This window comes from Nocardia seriolae NBRC 15557, from assembly GCF_007990715.1.
Taxonomy (GTDB): Bacteria; Actinomycetota; Actinomycetes; order Mycobacteriales; family Mycobacteriaceae; genus Nocardia; species Nocardia seriolae.
In genome coordinates, this window is record NZ_BJWY01000158.1 from 1 (window position 1) to 14,302 (window position 14,302).

Consider the following 14,302-nt stretch of genomic DNA (forward strand, 5'->3'; position numbering starts at 1 on the left):
GGACACTAGCAGTTCGTCAGCCACCGCCGCATCCTATCCAGGCACGATCCTGTGAGTGCGGATCAACGCAACCGACACCGCCACTCCAGCAGACAACCCACCATGAGCGGGGTCTTGTATCGGGCCGAACCAGCGGGTCAGCAACTCGATCGAAGTTGATGGCATTCCACCGCGATCAGGAGGTTCCGTCGAAGTTCAACCGCCCGAGCTGAACTGGACCGTTCGGCGCGCGCTCATAGCCGATGAGCGTGTCAACCTACCTGCCGGAACCTCGGCTCGTAAGATCCGGCGGTGAGCCCTGATCTTCAAATTCTGTCGTGAGCGGATTGGAGGTCGGGTGAAGCAAGAATATCCGGCGAAAGATCTCGGTCGAAGGCGAGATGGACATCATGCAGGGATGGCAAAGTCCATCGCTTTCGGGCTGATTACGGGTCTCATCCTGGCGCTCGTGTACATACCACTCACGCTGAAGATCCAAGACCTGCTTCAGATTCCTCTTCCGAGCCCTGTACCCGCCAAGGAATTGGGAGGATCGAAGCATGTGGCAGGTTCGTACTGGGCAAGTTGGCTGGTCGCGCCGCTGGCGGTCGCACTGTGCAGTGGAATCCTCGTGTTCTGGAAGCCGCGTCGGGTGTTCGCGCTCACTGCGCTCACGGCTTTCATCGGACTCGGTGGCCTATTGGCGTTTTGGATGATCTCACTCGACATGGACGGAATCGCTCCATAGCCCAACGGAACAGCCTCAATTGCCACTGGTTGCACTGGCCGAACCGGCCAGGGGCCGCCCGTAGATCGGCGAAGGCGAGCTCCGCCTATGTTGCTGGGCGCGACGACGCGCCGAACCCAAGCTGACTTCATATAAGTGGAGTGAGCTCTCATGCCGCATACCGCGCTGACCGATGCGGTCAGCCGCCTGGTAGAAAAGGGGCGGAGCCCGTGCCTGATGTCAGCAGGCACGGACTCCGCATTTCACTGTTCAGTTGGTATTCGGTTGTGTCCGGGATGGTCAGCGGAACAAGGTCATCTGGTCCTGGTGGGCTCGCCGATCACAGTCCTCCCGGTAGGTCCTGGCCAACCGTTGCACCATCGACTTCGACAGGTCGAAGTCCACAGCGATCACGGTCCAGCTGGCTCCCCGGTCGTATTGTTCCTGGATCTCCCGCCCGAGCCGTAGCTCTGTCCGGCGGCTCATCTTCTTCTTGGCCTTGGCCATGATCAGAACACCTCACCCTTGGTAGGCGTCTTCTCGCTGGCACTCGCCGTCCTGGATCTCGCACCCTGCGTCTTCGCAGAGCCCGCACAAGGACAGCGTTTTCACCATTCCGACCACGATGTCGAAACAGTCCCGGCAGCCACACCACTGGTATCCCGAGTCACTCATGACCGGTCCTCCTGCGGGGTGGCCTCACAGCCGATCGCGGGGTCTTCGTCGACATCCCACGGTTCGTAGTGACCACATTCGTAGCAATACATGAGGTACTCGAACGGCGCGTCCTGGGGACGGGCCGGTATGAGACTCATTGGCGTACCGCAGCATTCGATGTCGACGGTCATGTCGAGACCTCCTGGCTCCGTTGCGCCCAGTCCTCGGGCGGAAACCCGCCGCGGCGTAACCACCTATCGAGATCTTCGAATTCCTCGGTGAGGTCGAACAGGATGCGGACCGCTATGTTCTGGTCGTAGTCCTCTTCGGCCGCAAGGTCGTCGTGTTCCTCGATCAACGCTCGGATTCGGGTCAGGGCCGTGTTCGGGTCCATCACCGCCTCCTGGTTTTCGCCGGCGGTTCCGGGCACTGGTCGTGCTGAGCCTGGAGCGCACCGAGATCCCATTGCAGGCACTGCACCTGATCGAGCAGTTCCTTGCACTGGTCCTTCAGGTCATCGCGCTCCTTGATCAGCTCGGCCACATCGACGGTGTTGCCGCCGCCGTTGAGAACCGAGACCCGTTGCGCCGCCGCGGTGGTGCTGTCGTGGTCGGATTCAGGCATCCAGTCCCCGTTCGGGGTGTAGTGCCCGACCGTCCACAACTGCGGCTCGGTGCGCAGGTACACGTACCCCATCAGGCCACCCCCTCGCCATCGATCTCGGCGGAGAGGGCATCCCATCGGGGCTGACCGCTGTGGACAGTGCCGCGCCACTCGGCCTCCAACAGTGCGTCGGAGATCGCGGTGAGTACCCGGCTGGCGAGGTCACCGGGAAGGTCGGCGACCAGGTAGCCGTGGCGCTCGCCGTGGATGTAGGCGAACCGCATGCTGCCGTCCTCCTTCATCGTGGCCGCCATCGCGCGAATTTCGTGCACGCAACGCGTTTCGCACTGAGCGTCCATTACGCCACCTCCTTCGGCATCGACGCGGCGTCGTCATCGTTGACGTTCTCCGCGTCGTCGACCTCGTTGTCGTCGCCTCCGGAATCACCAGCCGATACGGCCAGATCGCCCGAGTCCACGTCCGCGGCAGTGGTTTTCACCGCTTCCGCGTCCGAGATCCCCGCGTCGATCAACTCCCGCAGGAGCTTGGCCTGGGCGGTGGTGAGCTGCATCGACATGTCTGCGAAGCCCGCCTGACGGCGAACCCTCACACACACTCGGTCGATGTGCTCGCGGTACTCCACCTCGAACGACCCGTACACCCACGTGGTGGCGTGCACCTCGTCATGCTCGGTACCGCTGACGTGAGCTCCGAAGTAGTTGCGCATCAGAACTCCCCTCCCCGCGGTCCCGTGCTGGGTCCGTATTCCGGGTCGGGCCAATCCGGTGCTCCACTGGGCATCCAGTTCGGCTTCGAACCATTGCCGTTGCCCTCGGCGCTGAACCTCGCATGCGTGATCAGCGCCGCAGTCAACGCGTCGGCCAATTCCTCGGCCTCCGCCAGCCGCAGATACACCCGCACCCCGGTCTCGGGGGTCGGCGTCCAGGCGACCTCGACACACGGACCCAACGGGCCAGCGGTCAGGAACACCTGCGTTTCGTGATTCCATGCACGCCATGACTAGGCCACCTCGTCCTCGTTCGAGCGGAATTCGTTGAAGGGGTCATCACTGGCCCCGGAATCGTTTCCCGCCTTCGGATTCGGACGGCCGCCGCCATTGCGGTTCTTGGACCGGACCGGGCGCGCCACCGCGTATTTCAGCGACGTTCCCACCTCATCGGCCACCACCTCGAAAACGATGCGCTTGACGCCATCGCGGTCGGTGTAATCGCGCTGCTGCAACTTGCCGACCACGATCACCCGATCGCCCTTCGCGAGGGAATCGAAGACGTGCTGGCCCGCGTCGCGCCACTGGGTGCAGCGCATGAACAGCGCGGCACCGTCCTTCCACTGCTTGGTCTTCTGATCGAAAACCCGCGGCGTGGAAGCGACCGTGAAGTTGACCACCGCATCCCCGGTGTCGTTCATGTAGCGAACGGTCGGGTCGGCGGTGAGGTTGCCGATAATGGTGAGATTCGTCTCTCCGGACATGTCAATTACTCCTGAAAGTTGTTGAAATAGTTAGGATTTCTGAGAAATGGATTTCTCAGTGAGGTTGTCCAAGCCTCATAGGTGTGATGCCTGGGCATCACGGGTGTTCAGCTGCGTATTGATTCCTCCTTGTCTGTGTTGTTGTTGAAAATCTGTGAGATACCCCAATTGAATTGAGCTGGAATACCTTGTGCCTTAATAGAACTCGCTAACCCTCCCGCGGGACACGGCACATATGCGGGCACACGACGAACAGGGGGCACATCGTTCTTGTCATGCCTCGGCCTGCATCTGGGCAACGGATTCCGCCTGTGCATCGGCCTGTTGGCTCTGTGAGACGGAAGGCTGGCTTGCCGTCGAGTGCTGGCCCTGTTCGGCTTCGGCCGTGGGTTCGGCCTCGGCGCGCTGGGTCGCGCTGGTGCCGTTGTGGGCTTCGGCCTGCTGTTGGGCGTGCTGGCGGACCTTGTGGGTGGTGCGGGCCGGACCGTGGCCGTTGGTGGCCTCGGCGTTCGCGATTTGCTGAGGGATCAGCGTGTTGATGCGCTCTTCGAGGGCGTCCAGGCGTCCGGCGAGATGGCCGAACCGGCGGGTGTTCTCCTGCCGCAACTTTGCGATCTCCGCATTCACCGGCTCGGCGGCGGTCGCGGTCTGGGTGAGTCGTTCGCGATGCTGGGCCACCTTCTGCTCACTGGCCGCCGCCGTATACCGGGCCTGCACCGCGGCTTTCCCTCTGACGGGTTCGAACACGTTGCGCGCCACCGGCTTCGATGGGTCGGTGTCGACGGCATCGAGAGCCTGCACAACTTGGCCGCGCTGTTCGGCGGTGAGCACGGTGTCATGGATGGTGTGCTCGATGCTGGCGCGCAGCCCGGACAGGTACGCGCTCGCCTTGGCCTGCTCCTCCGGGGAGGCGCCGGCGGCGGCACGGGTCTTGGCGGCGGCGGATTCGCGCTGGTAGTCCTCGGTGCGGGCCTGATACCACGCCCGAGTGGTGGCGATCTCGTGGTTCAGGATCTTCTGGGCGTCACGCAACTCGGTGACGAACTGCTTGTAGTCGGTGCGGGACAGGCGGATCGAGCCATCGGCGCTGGCGTGTTGGATGCGCTGTAACAACTGGAGAATCAGTGGGGCCAAGTGCCACCAGTTGCGGGCGGTCTCGTCGACTTCGTTACCGGGCATCGGACTCGGCTCCCGTCCCGGCGGCGTTCATGTCGGCAGCCAGACCGCGCAGCATCATGGCCAACTCGGTCACGATTGGCGGCTTGGCCGACTGCACCATCACCACTTGTGCGGCGACCTCCGCATCGGCGACCCACGCGGTCGTCAGCCACTCTGGGTCGATGCGCTCGATCAGTTCCGACATCGACCGCGGCGGGCAGGTACCGGGGGCGGTGCAGGCCAGGGTGAGTACGAACGCGCGGGCCTCGGCGACGTACTGACCGGCCAGATCGCGAGTATGTTCGGCGAACATTTCTGCGAATACCGCAGCCATGGTGTGGCCGTCCAGGGTCCACAGTTCGGTGACGAACTTCGGGTCGAAGAAGTTGCTGGACATGGTGATTGATTCCTTTCTCTATGGGTGAATTCAGGCGATGGTCGGCACCGAAGCAGCCTCGGTGCGGTCTCGGTTGCGGGCGGCCCGCCATGCCCGCCAGCGGGCGCGCAGGGGGCGCGTATGGGCGAAGTAGAACCGCGACGTGGCGTGGAATGCGGCGGTGCCGAGATCACGGGCGGTGTGGGCGGTGACACTCCAGTCGGGGCGCCCCAGGCTGATCCACACGCCGTAGCCGATCCAGCCCGCCAGCCACACCAGCACCGGAATCACGGCCGCCTCGGGTGCGCCGGAAGCGGCGCTCACCCACATCAACGGCACCGTGACCGCAACCGCGGCCCCGACCGCGCGGGCACCGAGAATCCGCCGCCGCAGGCGTGTCTTCCATTGGGGGCGAATAAGTTCGGCGAGTTTGATGCCCGAGGACTCCATGAGCATTTGCAGCTCACCGTCCCAATCAATGCCCTTCCCGTGGTTGTTGGTGTTCATGCCGGTACTCCTTGGTGGTTGTCGTGATGGTTGGTGTCGATTGCGGTCAGCCAGTCCGCAGTGAACGGGTCGGGGCTGTCCGCGGTCACCGCGATGGCCGCTGGGGTGTCCCCGGTCGTGTCCTCGTGGTCGCGGGTGTCCTCGTCGGTATCGGTGGCGGTGTCCGCGCCCGCGGACAGGTAGCGGCGGACGGTGCGTTTGCTGACCGCGAGTTCGGCGGCGATGCGGGCATGAGTCCAGCCCTGGGCGTGCAACTCCCGCGCACGTTGGCGACGGGTGTCCGCCTTGATGTCCTCCCCGCGAACCGGTTCCTCGGCGGCCGTGTCCACCTGTCCGGACACCGCGGCCACCTGTTCGACGACCGGGCGGACAGGCTCGCCGATGGCCTCGATCTGGGCGGCCAGTGAAACTTCCTGCGAGGCAGGATATTTCCGGGCAGCCACACGTCCGTGGTGCGGTGCTGCGAGTTGTGGCGCGCTGTCGCGGGATGCCTGGGTCGTGGCCTGCGGGGTCAGCGACAGCAGTGCGAACCCGCACACCACCATCAACCCGTCGAGAGTCAGCGGCCCGACCTCGGCGGCCGGATGCCCGTATCCCCAGGCCAACAACACATCTCGGACGTGGCTGTAGGAGATCACCGCCGATCCGACCGCGACGGTGCCCGCACCGCCGAACCGCGCCAAGCTCCAGCCGGGGCCGCGCCGCCATGCCACGCGGGAGAGCACTTCGATGCTCAATACCAGCCCGATGGGCCAGATCGCGGACCCGAGTCGCGCGGCGACCGCGAGGACAACCCCGGTCGGCATGTGGACAGTGGGCAGGAAGGTATGCAGGACATTGGTGGCCACCGAGGTCAGCGACCCGAACACGAACCCGGTCCGTGCCACCTGCCGACCTCGGGACGTATCAGCATGCGTGGTCATCGTGTCCGCCTCCTGTCCGCCCGTTGTCCGGGGTGTCCTCGGTGGTGTCCGCCTCGTTGTCCGGGGTGGTCACCCGAGCGGGGGTGGGAGGTCCGGGGCGGTCACTGCTGGTGTGGGAGTGGCCGTTCCAAGTGGCCACGTAGGCGGCCATGGGGCGCAGGTAGTCGGTCATGCGACCTCACCCCCGTCGTCGTCGAATCCGACATCGGCGCGGCGGGCACGCCCGGAATCGGTGTCCCGCACCGCCCGCAGCGGTACCCGCGGCTTGGTGTTGGAGACCCAGCGTTCGGGGTGCGGGTCCGCGGGCAGCGCCGTGATCTCGTCCAGGTCGACCGGGATCACGTGTCCCCATTGGGCTTTCAATGCGTGGACCCACACCACGTCCCCGCGGTCGAACTCGGCGAGCCGGTTCGGGTCGATGAGGAAGGTTTCCCGATTGCCCAGAGTGCCTTCGTCACCGAGCTTGCCGTTCATGGAATGCCGGGAGTTCACGGTGATCGGGCGGGTACCGAACACCTCCGAAACCTTGCCCGCACCCTCCTGCACCATCAGCAAGCCACCGGAAGGGCACGCCTCCATCAAGCGACGACGCTCATCGGGGGTGTTGCCGAGCCCGTACTGGTTCTGGGCGGAGAAAATCGCCACACACCCCATCCCCAAAAGCCGTTCGGCGATGGTGAATTGGTTGATGCCGCCGGTCTTGTCCGACACCGCCGACATCTCATCGATGATCAAAATGATCTGCCGGTCATGCTCGCCACACGCGAACTGCGTGATCAGAGTGGTGATCGCGGCGACCTGGGCGCGGGCGTACTCGCCACGGATCGTGCCGGGCACGGTCGCATAGATGACATCGAAGGAATCCAGTGGCCGGCCGCCGTCGAAGCCCTCACCGATCGCGTTGAAGATGTTGCGGAACTTGCCCGCCACATCCCCGATCGCGGGCGGCTTGTTCTGCTGAAGATCATCGATCTCCGCCAGCACCGCCTCATGGCCTTCCCAGTGCTCTTTGAGCCAGTTCAGCGAAAGTCGTTCCTGGAAGTCGTCTCTGCTCTTCGGCTTCCCGCCCGGAGCTCTCACCGCCAGCTGCACCACGCGGATGCGGTTCTGCTTGAAGTGCTCCGCGCCCGCGTCGGTGGCCTGCACCGGGTTGATCATCGATTCCAACGTGGCGCACTGATCGTCCTCGGACAGGTCCCACATGTCGAGCCGATGCGTGATGGGCCAAAACGCGATTCCCGAGGGCCGCACGCCGTGGCGGTGCGCGATCTTGACCACCTGGCGGCCGGTCGCCAAACCACCCTTGCCGCCCTTGCAATCCACATAGATCAACAGCGGGCGCTTCTCCCCGGTTCGCACATACCGCCGCCAATAGGCTTCGTACAGGGCGGTACCCAGACGAACTTGCATGGTGGTCTTGCCCGCCTTCTGGGACTTGCCCAGCACGAACAGCGAACCCAGGTCATCGATCGGGATCTCCAACTTCGCCGACCGCTTCGCCACCAATTCCGTGACCGTGGTCGGCTGGGTGGCATCCGTGCGTTCGGACAGCGTGCCGAGTACCGCGCGGTTCTTCAGCCAGCCCGTCACCAGCGGCGCACCGTATTTCGCGGCCCGACGTGCGGCGTGGGCTTGGCCCTGCTGTTGGCGGCGTAGTAGTCGGCGGGTTTTCCACGGCGACTCTGCGCCCTCGGTGCCCACCCGTGCCAGGAACCGCGCCCGGTACACCGCCGCGGCACCCCATGCCACGGGCAGGCATCCGGCGGTCATCGCCACCAACGCCCCCGAGACGGAACCAAAACCGATCAGTACCTTCGTGCCCTGCCACCACAGCGACGGGGCCGCCAGCCAGGAATTCGCGATCACCATCGCCCCGACCGGAAGCACCAGCGTGGCCAGCGCAAAATTACGCACCTGCCGGGCATCCCAGCGCCGCCAGTGCGCGACGCGGATCATGGCCACCGCCAACACGATCACAAACCCCACGCCCAGCAGCAGCGTGCCCAGCCACCCGAACACCTCGGCCACAGCGGGAATGTGCAGATGCCAGTCCGGCGCACGCCAACCGTTCGGCAGGGAAGAATTCTCGAACCGCGACGGCGAAGGAGATTGCGGCGCAACCGAACTCACCAAAACCCCTTGCGAGGGCGGAGACTCGGGTACCGGAACGACCGATGTCGGAACGGGCGTTGTCGTTGCGGTGGGGCCGCAGTCCTGCGGGGTGATCAGAGGAACACAGTCGGTCATGACTGCGCCTCCTCGTCGTCCAGGTGACGTGCCCGGTGGTCCGAAGTGTTTTCCTCACCGATCGCCTCACCTTCGATGTGCAAGGTGTGCACAATTTCGCGGCGGGTGCCGAACTGCTCCGAAATCTGTTCCGCACCTTTGGGATTCAAATACACGCCACCGGAACCCGCCTCTGCCAGGCAGCGGAGCTCATCCCGAATTTCGTCAGCGGGTCGAGCCCACAGATCGAGCGGCTTGGCCTTGCCCCACCGCGGCGGACCCACGGGAACCGGGCCGATTCCCCTGATATCGATGAACCATTGCATGATCAGCGCACTCCCTTCCGCGCCAAAGTGGTATCGAGGTCATGGATTTCGAGATTCGACAGCTGATCCAGGCCCCGCTGATGCGCGAGACGGGTCGCGGCGTTCTCCAGCGCACGACATAGCCCGGTACCGCGCGCGAAGTACAAGACGCCGGCCAACTCGCATCGCTCGGCCGCGTCCAGTGCCGCCGACAGGGCACGGGTCAGACGGCCCTGGCCGTACTTGCGGGACAGCTCGACCTCGACCGCCCACACGTCGTCCACGTCACGAAAGTCCCGGATCCAGCCGTCGTGCATATGGACCTCAAAGCGTCCGGTCTCGGACTTCAGCCGCCGCCGTAGCAGACGCTCACTGGTCCAGACGCGTGGATCGGTGTCCATGCCGGTCAGCGCCAACCGCAACTCGGTGACCGCGGTCAGATGCGCCGCAGTCGACGCCTTGGGACGCCATTCCCCGGGATCGAATTCCAGATAGCCCCAGGCGATTTCCCGCGTCGGGAAGATCCACAGCGGACCGTGCGGAACGTCTCCGGGATCGTCGAAAGTCGTCGACCTCCGCCACGGCCCCGGCGATCCGTAATCGATCCGGGCTACATGCGCACGACCAGCCTTCTTCAGCCGCCGCGCCAACTTGCCCGCCGCCCGCGGACTCTTGCCGATCGCCTTAGCTGCCGTGTCCAACGACATGCCGTACTGCTGGGCATTGAACTCTTCGAACAGGGTCTCCCACGGCTGCAACCGAATCTCTGGCTCACTCATCGCGTCACCGCCTCACGCGGGCATTCCTTGGGCCACATCGCCACGTCCTGCGTGCCCGGTGCGGGACAGGTCACCACCGTGGACGGCAGGGCCTCCCGGGTGCCGAACAGCAATACGCCCAGATACATGCCCGCCGCGAACACAAACCCCACCAGCACCAATACGGCCAACGTCATCGGAGAAATCGGCACGCTCGCCCGGTCGCGGTTTCCGAACAGCAGGTAGTCGTTCATCGCCGACCACCCCGCCGACGACGGTCGAACGGACCGCGATAGGTCCAGACGACTCCTACGAGACCGAGCAAGAAAATCGCGACCAGAAGCAGAACGGCCACCTGGGGCACGAAGATTCCGATCGCCAGCACGATCCCGACCAGCAAGAATGAGGTGCGCATCATGCCGCACCGCCGGGAAAGTTCGCCTCAATTGGCTTCGCGACGGCCAACAGCTCACTGCGTTCTACGCGCAGTAGCCGCGGTCCCACCCGGTAGGCGGTGAGGTATCCGCTGTCGATCCAGCGATAGATCGTCTTGATGTCGACCTGCACAAGCGCTGCAGCGTCCTTCAGCCTCATCAACTGGCCGCTCGGAACGCGCCCGACCGAAGTTCGTCTCTGTGTCATGAATGTGCCTCCTTGGTCTGGCATGGCGTGAAATGCCTTGCCAGATCAGGAAACTCGCGAATGAAGGCCGCAAACACGGCACATCGAAGGGCACATCTCCACCCGACTGCACAAGTAGTCTGTGGGGGTGGCGGACGAACAGAGCTCAGGACCGATGATCAGAGATACCAGATCAGGGACGTTTCCCCCGGCGCTTCCAACTTCCTTGTCGGACCACAGGTCCATCCGCGAGAACGACTGGGCAGCGTTTCGAACCGTCCCGCAGATGATTGACCATTGGGGTCGTCGTGACTGGCCCGCCGATCATGAAACCTATTTCTGGTACTTGACTTTTCACGACCCAGAACTAGTCGAGTTGGTTCGGCGTTGCAACGACAAGCTCAACTTAGACGGCATTGATTTTGTGCCGCTCGATGGATTACACGTCACGATGCTGCGAATCGGAGATTTGGACGAAATCAAGGATGAGGACATTCAAGCACTAACAGATGAAGCCAAGTCCAAACTGGACGAGGTTAAGCCCTTCAAGCTGGAGGTCGGTCCCCTTGCGGGATCCCGCGGCGCTATTCGATTCACAGTGTCACCGTGGACTGAACTATTTCACTTGCACCGAGCAATCCGAAAGTCAACGCGGCAAGTTCTTCCATCGATTCCCCTCGCAAGCACGGAGAACTTCCGGCCACACCTCGGGATCGGATACAGTAATCAACGACAGGATGCCGAACCGATCATTAAACAGATCAGCACCATTCGGGACCTTAATACCGTTACAGTGCAAGTTGATTCGATAAAAATCGTCAAGCTCCGGCGCGAGTCACAGGCATATCGATGGAACGATGTGGCGACCTTGGAACTCGGCGCTAACTAGCTTTCGCCGATGCCGAAAATTCTCTGACTCGCTCGGACCAGTCACGAAGTACCGTCTGATAATCCCGAACTTCGGAGGCGTCGAACGACTGTGTGGCAGCACCGAATTCATGTGCGCGCTGCCACACGGATCGTATCGGCCGCTCTTCGGAGAACATCAATGCCTCGGAACCCAGAAACACCGCTTGCTCGACATCCGGGCTGGATGATTTCACCAGAGCAGTGGCAATGTCGAGCCTGACCAGAGACCGACTCCATACCGAATCAGACTCGTCCACCATCGATTCCACTTGATGCCCGTATTCGAGAGTCTTCTGATAGTCGCCCGCCGACAGATACGCTGTCGCCGCGTTGGCCGCGAACCGCGCATGACTGTAGGGCTCGAACGACAACGCTGGTGTCAGCCCGTCCGGAATCGTCAAGGTCTCGGCGAGAGTACTCGCCCGATCAATTGCGGCATGGACTCCGTTGAGATCACCAACCTTGCCGAGTGCGCGCGCTAACCCGTTGGACAACAGTCGAATTGCCTGCGGGCTCTCAGGCGCATACCGCAACCCTTCTTCAGCCAAAGCAACTGCCATACCGTACTTGCCCATGTAATAGGCACAGAAACTCTCGGTCCCTTTGATCCATGCGAGTAGCTCAAGGTCATCGATCAGACCAGCGACATAGGATGCTTCTTTGGCATACATCCGTGCATGAGGAAATCGACCTCTGTTGACGGCCATATAGCTCAGCATTCCCGATAGCTGGGCCGCAAGACGGTACAAGCGTTCAAGCTGCTTCGGGTGCTGCTTCTGTCGTGCTAGCTCATCAATCCTGCGACGAAGCGAAATGACTGCCGGAGAAAGCTTTTGCGGCCCCTCAACTTCGTAGCGATCGACGATATCCTCCAGCGCGAAGTCCACGATATCCAAGACAGAATCATCGACATCGATCTCCCCTAGTCGCTGAAGCCTTTCGGATATCGAGAGTGGATCTTCGAACGACTCCACGATTGCCAGCGTCGGCTTCTGATCCAGCTTGATGTCCGGATAGCCAATATCCGCAGGCTTCAAGTCCCGGCCAACCAACTCGCTCAGAACCTTCAGCATCACGGCACACTGACGCGCTACCGGCTGGCCAGTAGTGCCATCCCTCCACTTCGCGACGATCGTGTGCGAGGTCTTCACCGGTTTGCCCCCGTCGCGGAGACTCGCCTCCTGCATTCTGTTCGCGAGCCCGTGATTCTTGATCCCGGCCTCTTCCATGACAGCCATCAGTTTCCGATTGGACTGCCCAACTTGCGCCATGGATGGAACACCTCGATCCCCGCCACGAATAGTTCGTCATGTCAGTATACGACCCCAAATGTCCACTCACGCCAAAGTTTTCAGCAATCTTGTGGCCTGGAAGTTCATAATGTCGTGTAGCAGCAGAAGCCCTGCTACACGTGATCGAGTCTTCCAAAGTGGGTCTGACATGGGATGGGCGCAGAAGCTTCCGAGCGGTCGATACAGTGGTCTCTACCGTGACGCCGAAGGCAAAACACGCAGGGTACGAGGCACTTTCGCCAAGAAGTCAGTCGCGGAGCGCAAGGCCACCGCGGCCGAGGACGTGATTCGCGAGCGCAAGTACCACCCACCTGAGCAGATGACCTGGAACGAATGGCTCCCTCGGTGGATGTTACGTCGGGTCGTCGACGAGGGCACCCAGAAGATCGACAACCACCGGATCAACAAGCACCTCGTCCCCAAGTGGGGCACCGTCCTGCTTGAGGACATCACCCAGCCGGACGTCCAAGACGTGGATCTCAGAACTCCGAAAAACGATGGCCCCCACTTCAGTTGAGAAGTGTTACCGCCTCCTGAGCGCCTCATTGCGGTCGGCCTTCAGGTCGGAGCTCATCCCGGTGAACCCGTGCCATGACATCACTTTGCCCAAGCCTGGACCGACTCCGGAGCGATACCTCGAGGACGACGAGTTCGAAGCCCTCCGGAAACCCCTCGATGAGTTCGATCAGCTCATCGTCGACGTGCTGATCGGTACCGGCATGCGCATGGGCGAAGCGCAGGGCCTCCACCGCGAGCACATCGACATCAAGCGCAAGACGATCAACATCGAATGGGCATGGGACAAGGCCGCCAAACGAATGAAGGCTCCAAAGGACTACGAGCGCCGTGTAATCCCCATCGGAGAACAGTTGGCCAAGGTCCTGGCGGCGGAGATCAAGAAGAACGGTCTCGGCACGCCGGCACCCGTGAAGTACGTCGACGACGGCCGAACGGTCCGGAGCGGCTTGCTGTTGGCGCACACTGACGATCGCCCCTTCGACCAAGACAACTTCAGGGACCGGTTCGTAGCGGCAACTCGGGTTGCCTGGGTCGGCGACGATGACGATAAACGTCGGCTGGGTTCGGTACGACCACACGATCTCCGGCACACCTATGCCGGCCGTCTAGTGCGTGCACACGTCCCGCTGCAACAAGTACAAGAACTCCTCGGTCACGCGTCCCTGCGAACCACTCAGCGTTACGCCAAGCTGGGTGACAGCCAATGGGATCAGGTACGACAGGCGCTCGATTAGAGCCCGCGGTCTCGAGCCCAAGGAAACCTTGGTACGTCGCCAACAGCTGACACCCCACGATGACCTTGGTCTCCAGCTTCCGCGCCGCGCTCCTTCAACAGCAGCCAACTCAGTACCCCAAGGGACACAGCGATTAGCAGCGCGCCCCATAGGGCCTGGGGGTACTTGCCGTTCACGGTGTTACCGATGGCGACGCCGATCCCAATCGCGATGACAGCGAGAGCTGTGGCCTTTGGGTACTGGACGACCAGATCACGAACCCACCTGCAAAAGCGGGCTACCTGCGCCGGATTCCAGAGGCAGAACAAGAGGATTCCCAGTGGTGGGCAGAAAATGATCAGCGAAAACCAGTAGAGAGCGGAGTACTGGTGTCGGGGACTCCGTACAGCGGATGTGACTCGAACCGCTTGTGATCGCCGACGTTTGCGTCGTCGACGACGAGAGACGCCAACCGAAAACGGGCCGACTCCGCCGCCAAACCCCCGGTTAGATACACCAACGCGGACTCCTAGTGTCC

General features: G+C 62.6%; 23 protein-coding genes. 4 read left to right on the forward strand and 19 right to left on the reverse strand.

The window, feature by feature from the left end; genetic code table 11:
- Positions 1-397 precede the first annotated feature (397 nt).
- Positions 398-727, forward strand: a complete 330-nt coding sequence (locus tag NS2_RS31875) for a hypothetical protein (protein ID WP_033091708.1) — start codon at positions 398-400, stop codon at positions 725-727.
- 279 nt (positions 728-1,006) lie between these two features.
- Here the strand turns inward: NS2_RS31875 and NS2_RS31880 are convergent, their stop codons facing one another.
- From NS2_RS31880 to NS2_RS31960, 18 genes are all read right to left on the reverse strand, one after another.
- Entirely contained in the window at positions 1,007-1,213 is a 207-nt protein-coding gene (locus tag NS2_RS31880; RefSeq protein ID WP_033091709.1) for a hypothetical protein, read from the reverse strand.
- A 164-nt stretch (positions 1,214-1,377) separates the two neighbouring features.
- Positions 1,378-1,554: a hypothetical protein gene (locus NS2_RS36460; RefSeq protein WP_155239310.1), complete on the reverse strand. Its 177-nt coding sequence runs from the start codon at positions 1,552-1,554 to the stop codon at positions 1,378-1,380.
- On the reverse strand, positions 1,551-1,757 hold the full coding sequence (locus NS2_RS31885; protein WP_143161399.1) for a hypothetical protein: 207 nt from the start codon (positions 1,755-1,757) through the stop codon (positions 1,551-1,553). Before NS2_RS31885 ends, NS2_RS36460 begins: the two co-directional genes overlap by 4 nt.
- Entirely contained in the window at positions 1,757-2,059 is a 303-nt protein-coding gene (locus tag NS2_RS31890) for a hypothetical protein (RefSeq protein ID WP_033091711.1), read from the reverse strand. Before NS2_RS31890 ends, NS2_RS31885 begins: the two co-directional genes overlap by 1 nt.
- Positions 2,059-2,280 carry a hypothetical protein gene (locus NS2_RS31895; protein ID WP_033091712.1) on the reverse strand — a complete coding sequence of 74 codons (222 nt, stop codon included), beginning with the start codon at positions 2,278-2,280 and terminating at the stop codon, positions 2,059-2,061. The genes NS2_RS31890 and NS2_RS31895 overlap by 1 nt, the downstream gene beginning before the upstream one ends.
- A gap of 44 nt (positions 2,281-2,324) precedes the next feature.
- Positions 2,325-2,693, reverse strand: a complete 369-nt coding sequence (locus NS2_RS31900) for a hypothetical protein (protein ID WP_033091713.1) — start codon at positions 2,691-2,693, stop codon at positions 2,325-2,327.
- Positions 2,693-2,956, reverse strand: coding sequence for a hypothetical protein (locus NS2_RS31905; RefSeq protein WP_033091714.1), 264 nt, complete (start codon positions 2,954-2,956; stop codon positions 2,693-2,695). Before NS2_RS31905 ends, NS2_RS31900 begins: the two co-directional genes overlap by 1 nt.
- Positions 2,957-2,986: 30 nt before the next feature.
- Positions 2,987-3,457 (reverse strand): single-stranded DNA-binding protein, encoded by a 471-nt coding sequence (ssb, locus tag NS2_RS31910; RefSeq protein ID WP_033086979.1) that lies wholly within the window; start codon positions 3,455-3,457, stop codon positions 2,987-2,989.
- Between the two features lie 273 nt (positions 3,458-3,730).
- Positions 3,731-4,636: a hypothetical protein gene (locus NS2_RS31915; protein WP_033086980.1), complete on the reverse strand. Its 906-nt coding sequence runs from the start codon at positions 4,634-4,636 to the stop codon at positions 3,731-3,733.
- A complete protein-coding gene (locus NS2_RS31920; RefSeq protein WP_036551374.1) occupies positions 4,626-5,012 on the reverse strand; it encodes a hypothetical protein in 387 nt (128 codons plus the stop codon). Before NS2_RS31920 ends, NS2_RS31915 begins: the two co-directional genes overlap by 11 nt.
- 30 nt (positions 5,013-5,042) lie before the next feature.
- A complete protein-coding gene (locus tag NS2_RS31925; RefSeq protein ID WP_033086982.1) occupies positions 5,043-5,498 on the reverse strand; it encodes a hypothetical protein in 456 nt (151 codons plus the stop codon).
- Positions 5,495-6,385, reverse strand: a complete 891-nt coding sequence (locus NS2_RS31930) for a terminase gpP N-terminus-related DNA-binding protein (RefSeq protein WP_033086983.1) — start codon at positions 6,383-6,385, stop codon at positions 5,495-5,497. The genes NS2_RS31925 and NS2_RS31930 overlap by 4 nt, the downstream gene beginning before the upstream one ends.
- Positions 6,386-6,404: 19 nt before the next feature.
- On the reverse strand, positions 6,405-6,593 hold the full coding sequence (locus NS2_RS31935) for a hypothetical protein (RefSeq protein WP_033086984.1): 189 nt from the start codon (positions 6,591-6,593) through the stop codon (positions 6,405-6,407).
- Positions 6,590-8,449: a hypothetical protein gene (locus tag NS2_RS31940; protein WP_084978601.1), complete on the reverse strand. Its 1,860-nt coding sequence runs from the start codon at positions 8,447-8,449 to the stop codon at positions 6,590-6,592. Before NS2_RS31940 ends, NS2_RS31935 begins: the two co-directional genes overlap by 4 nt.
- A 215-nt stretch (positions 8,450-8,664) precedes the next feature.
- On the reverse strand, positions 8,665-8,973 hold the full coding sequence (locus NS2_RS31945) for a hypothetical protein (RefSeq protein ID WP_033086986.1): 309 nt from the start codon (positions 8,971-8,973) through the stop codon (positions 8,665-8,667).
- Positions 8,974-8,975: 2 nt separating this feature from the next.
- Positions 8,976-9,731: a hypothetical protein gene (locus NS2_RS31950; RefSeq protein ID WP_146162536.1), complete on the reverse strand. Its 756-nt coding sequence runs from the start codon at positions 9,729-9,731 to the stop codon at positions 8,976-8,978.
- A complete protein-coding gene (locus tag NS2_RS31955; protein ID WP_033086988.1) occupies positions 9,728-9,964 on the reverse strand; it encodes a hypothetical protein in 237 nt (78 codons plus the stop codon). Before NS2_RS31955 ends, NS2_RS31950 begins: the two co-directional genes overlap by 4 nt.
- Positions 9,965-10,124: 160 nt before the next feature.
- Positions 10,125-10,352, reverse strand: coding sequence for a helix-turn-helix domain-containing protein (locus NS2_RS31960; protein WP_063865127.1), 228 nt, complete (start codon positions 10,350-10,352; stop codon positions 10,125-10,127).
- A 127-nt stretch (positions 10,353-10,479) separates the two neighbouring features.
- Here NS2_RS31960 and NS2_RS31965 point away from each other — a divergent pair, with 127 nt between their 5' ends.
- A complete protein-coding gene (locus tag NS2_RS31965; RefSeq protein WP_147207389.1) occupies positions 10,480-11,220 on the forward strand; it encodes a 2'-5' RNA ligase family protein in 741 nt (246 codons plus the stop codon).
- Here the strand turns inward: NS2_RS31965 and NS2_RS31970 are convergent.
- On the reverse strand, positions 11,213-12,511 hold the full coding sequence (locus NS2_RS31970; protein ID WP_052086210.1) for an NsdA family TPR-like regulatory protein: 1,299 nt from the start codon (positions 12,509-12,511) through the stop codon (positions 11,213-11,215). The two genes, NS2_RS31965 and NS2_RS31970, sit on opposite strands and share 8 nt — an antisense overlap.
- 169 nt (positions 12,512-12,680) lie before the next feature.
- Here NS2_RS31970 and NS2_RS31975 point away from each other — a divergent pair, with 169 nt between their 5' ends.
- Both NS2_RS31975 and NS2_RS31980 read left to right on the forward strand, forming a co-directional pair.
- Positions 12,681-13,049 carry a hypothetical protein gene (locus NS2_RS31975; RefSeq protein WP_033086990.1) on the forward strand — a complete coding sequence of 123 codons (369 nt, stop codon included), beginning with the start codon at positions 12,681-12,683 and terminating at the stop codon, positions 13,047-13,049.
- A gap of 85 nt (positions 13,050-13,134) precedes the next feature.
- Complete coding sequence (locus tag NS2_RS31980) at positions 13,135-13,785, forward strand: tyrosine-type recombinase/integrase (RefSeq protein ID WP_161789501.1); 651 nt, start codon at positions 13,135-13,137, stop codon at positions 13,783-13,785.
- Positions 13,786-14,302: the final 517 nt, after the last annotated feature.

Coding starts and splice junctions, on each gene's coding strand:
- NS2_RS31875 (WP_033091708.1), top strand. CDS start 398: ATGGCAAAGTCCATCGCTTTCGGGCTGATTACGGGTCTCATCCTGGCG.
- NS2_RS31880 (WP_033091709.1), bottom strand. CDS start 1,213: ATGGCCAAGGCCAAGAAGAAGATGAGCCGCCGGACAGAGCTACGGCTC.
- NS2_RS36460 (WP_155239310.1), bottom strand. CDS start 1,554: ATGACCGTCGACATCGAATGCTGCGGTACGCCAATGAGTCTCATACCG.
- NS2_RS31885 (WP_143161399.1), bottom strand. CDS start 1,757: ATGGACCCGAACACGGCCCTGACCCGAATCCGAGCGTTGATCGAGGAA.
- NS2_RS31890 (WP_033091711.1), bottom strand. CDS start 2,059: ATGGGGTACGTGTACCTGCGCACCGAGCCGCAGTTGTGGACGGTCGGG.
- NS2_RS31895 (WP_033091712.1), bottom strand. CDS start 2,280: ATGGCGGCCACGATGAAGGAGGACGGCAGCATGCGGTTCGCCTACATC.
- NS2_RS31900 (WP_033091713.1), bottom strand. CDS start 2,693: ATGCGCAACTACTTCGGAGCTCACGTCAGCGGTACCGAGCATGACGAG.
- ssb (WP_033086979.1), bottom strand. CDS start 3,457: ATGTCCGGAGAGACGAATCTCACCATTATCGGCAACCTCACCGCCGAC.
- NS2_RS31915 (WP_033086980.1), bottom strand. CDS start 4,636: ATGCCCGGTAACGAAGTCGACGAGACCGCCCGCAACTGGTGGCACTTG.
- NS2_RS31920 (WP_036551374.1), bottom strand. CDS start 5,012: ATGTCCAGCAACTTCTTCGACCCGAAGTTCGTCACCGAACTGTGGACC.
- NS2_RS31925 (WP_033086982.1), bottom strand. CDS start 5,498: ATGAACACCAACAACCACGGGAAGGGCATTGATTGGGACGGTGAGCTG.
- NS2_RS31935 (WP_033086984.1), bottom strand. CDS start 6,593: ATGACCGACTACCTGCGCCCCATGGCCGCCTACGTGGCCACTTGGAAC.
- NS2_RS31945 (WP_033086986.1), bottom strand. CDS start 8,973: ATGCAATGGTTCATCGATATCAGGGGAATCGGCCCGGTTCCCGTGGGT.
- NS2_RS31950 (WP_146162536.1), bottom strand. CDS start 9,731: ATGAGTGAGCCAGAGATTCGGTTGCAGCCGTGGGAGACCCTGTTCGAA.
- NS2_RS31955 (WP_033086988.1), bottom strand. CDS start 9,964: ATGAACGACTACCTGCTGTTCGGAAACCGCGACCGGGCGAGCGTGCCG.
- NS2_RS31960 (WP_063865127.1), bottom strand. CDS start 10,352: ATGACACAGAGACGAACTTCGGTCGGGCGCGTTCCGAGCGGCCAGTTG.
- NS2_RS31970 (WP_052086210.1), bottom strand. CDS start 12,511: ATGGCGCAAGTTGGGCAGTCCAATCGGAAACTGATGGCTGTCATGGAA.
- NS2_RS31975 (WP_033086990.1), top strand. CDS start 12,681: ATGGGATGGGCGCAGAAGCTTCCGAGCGGTCGATACAGTGGTCTCTAC.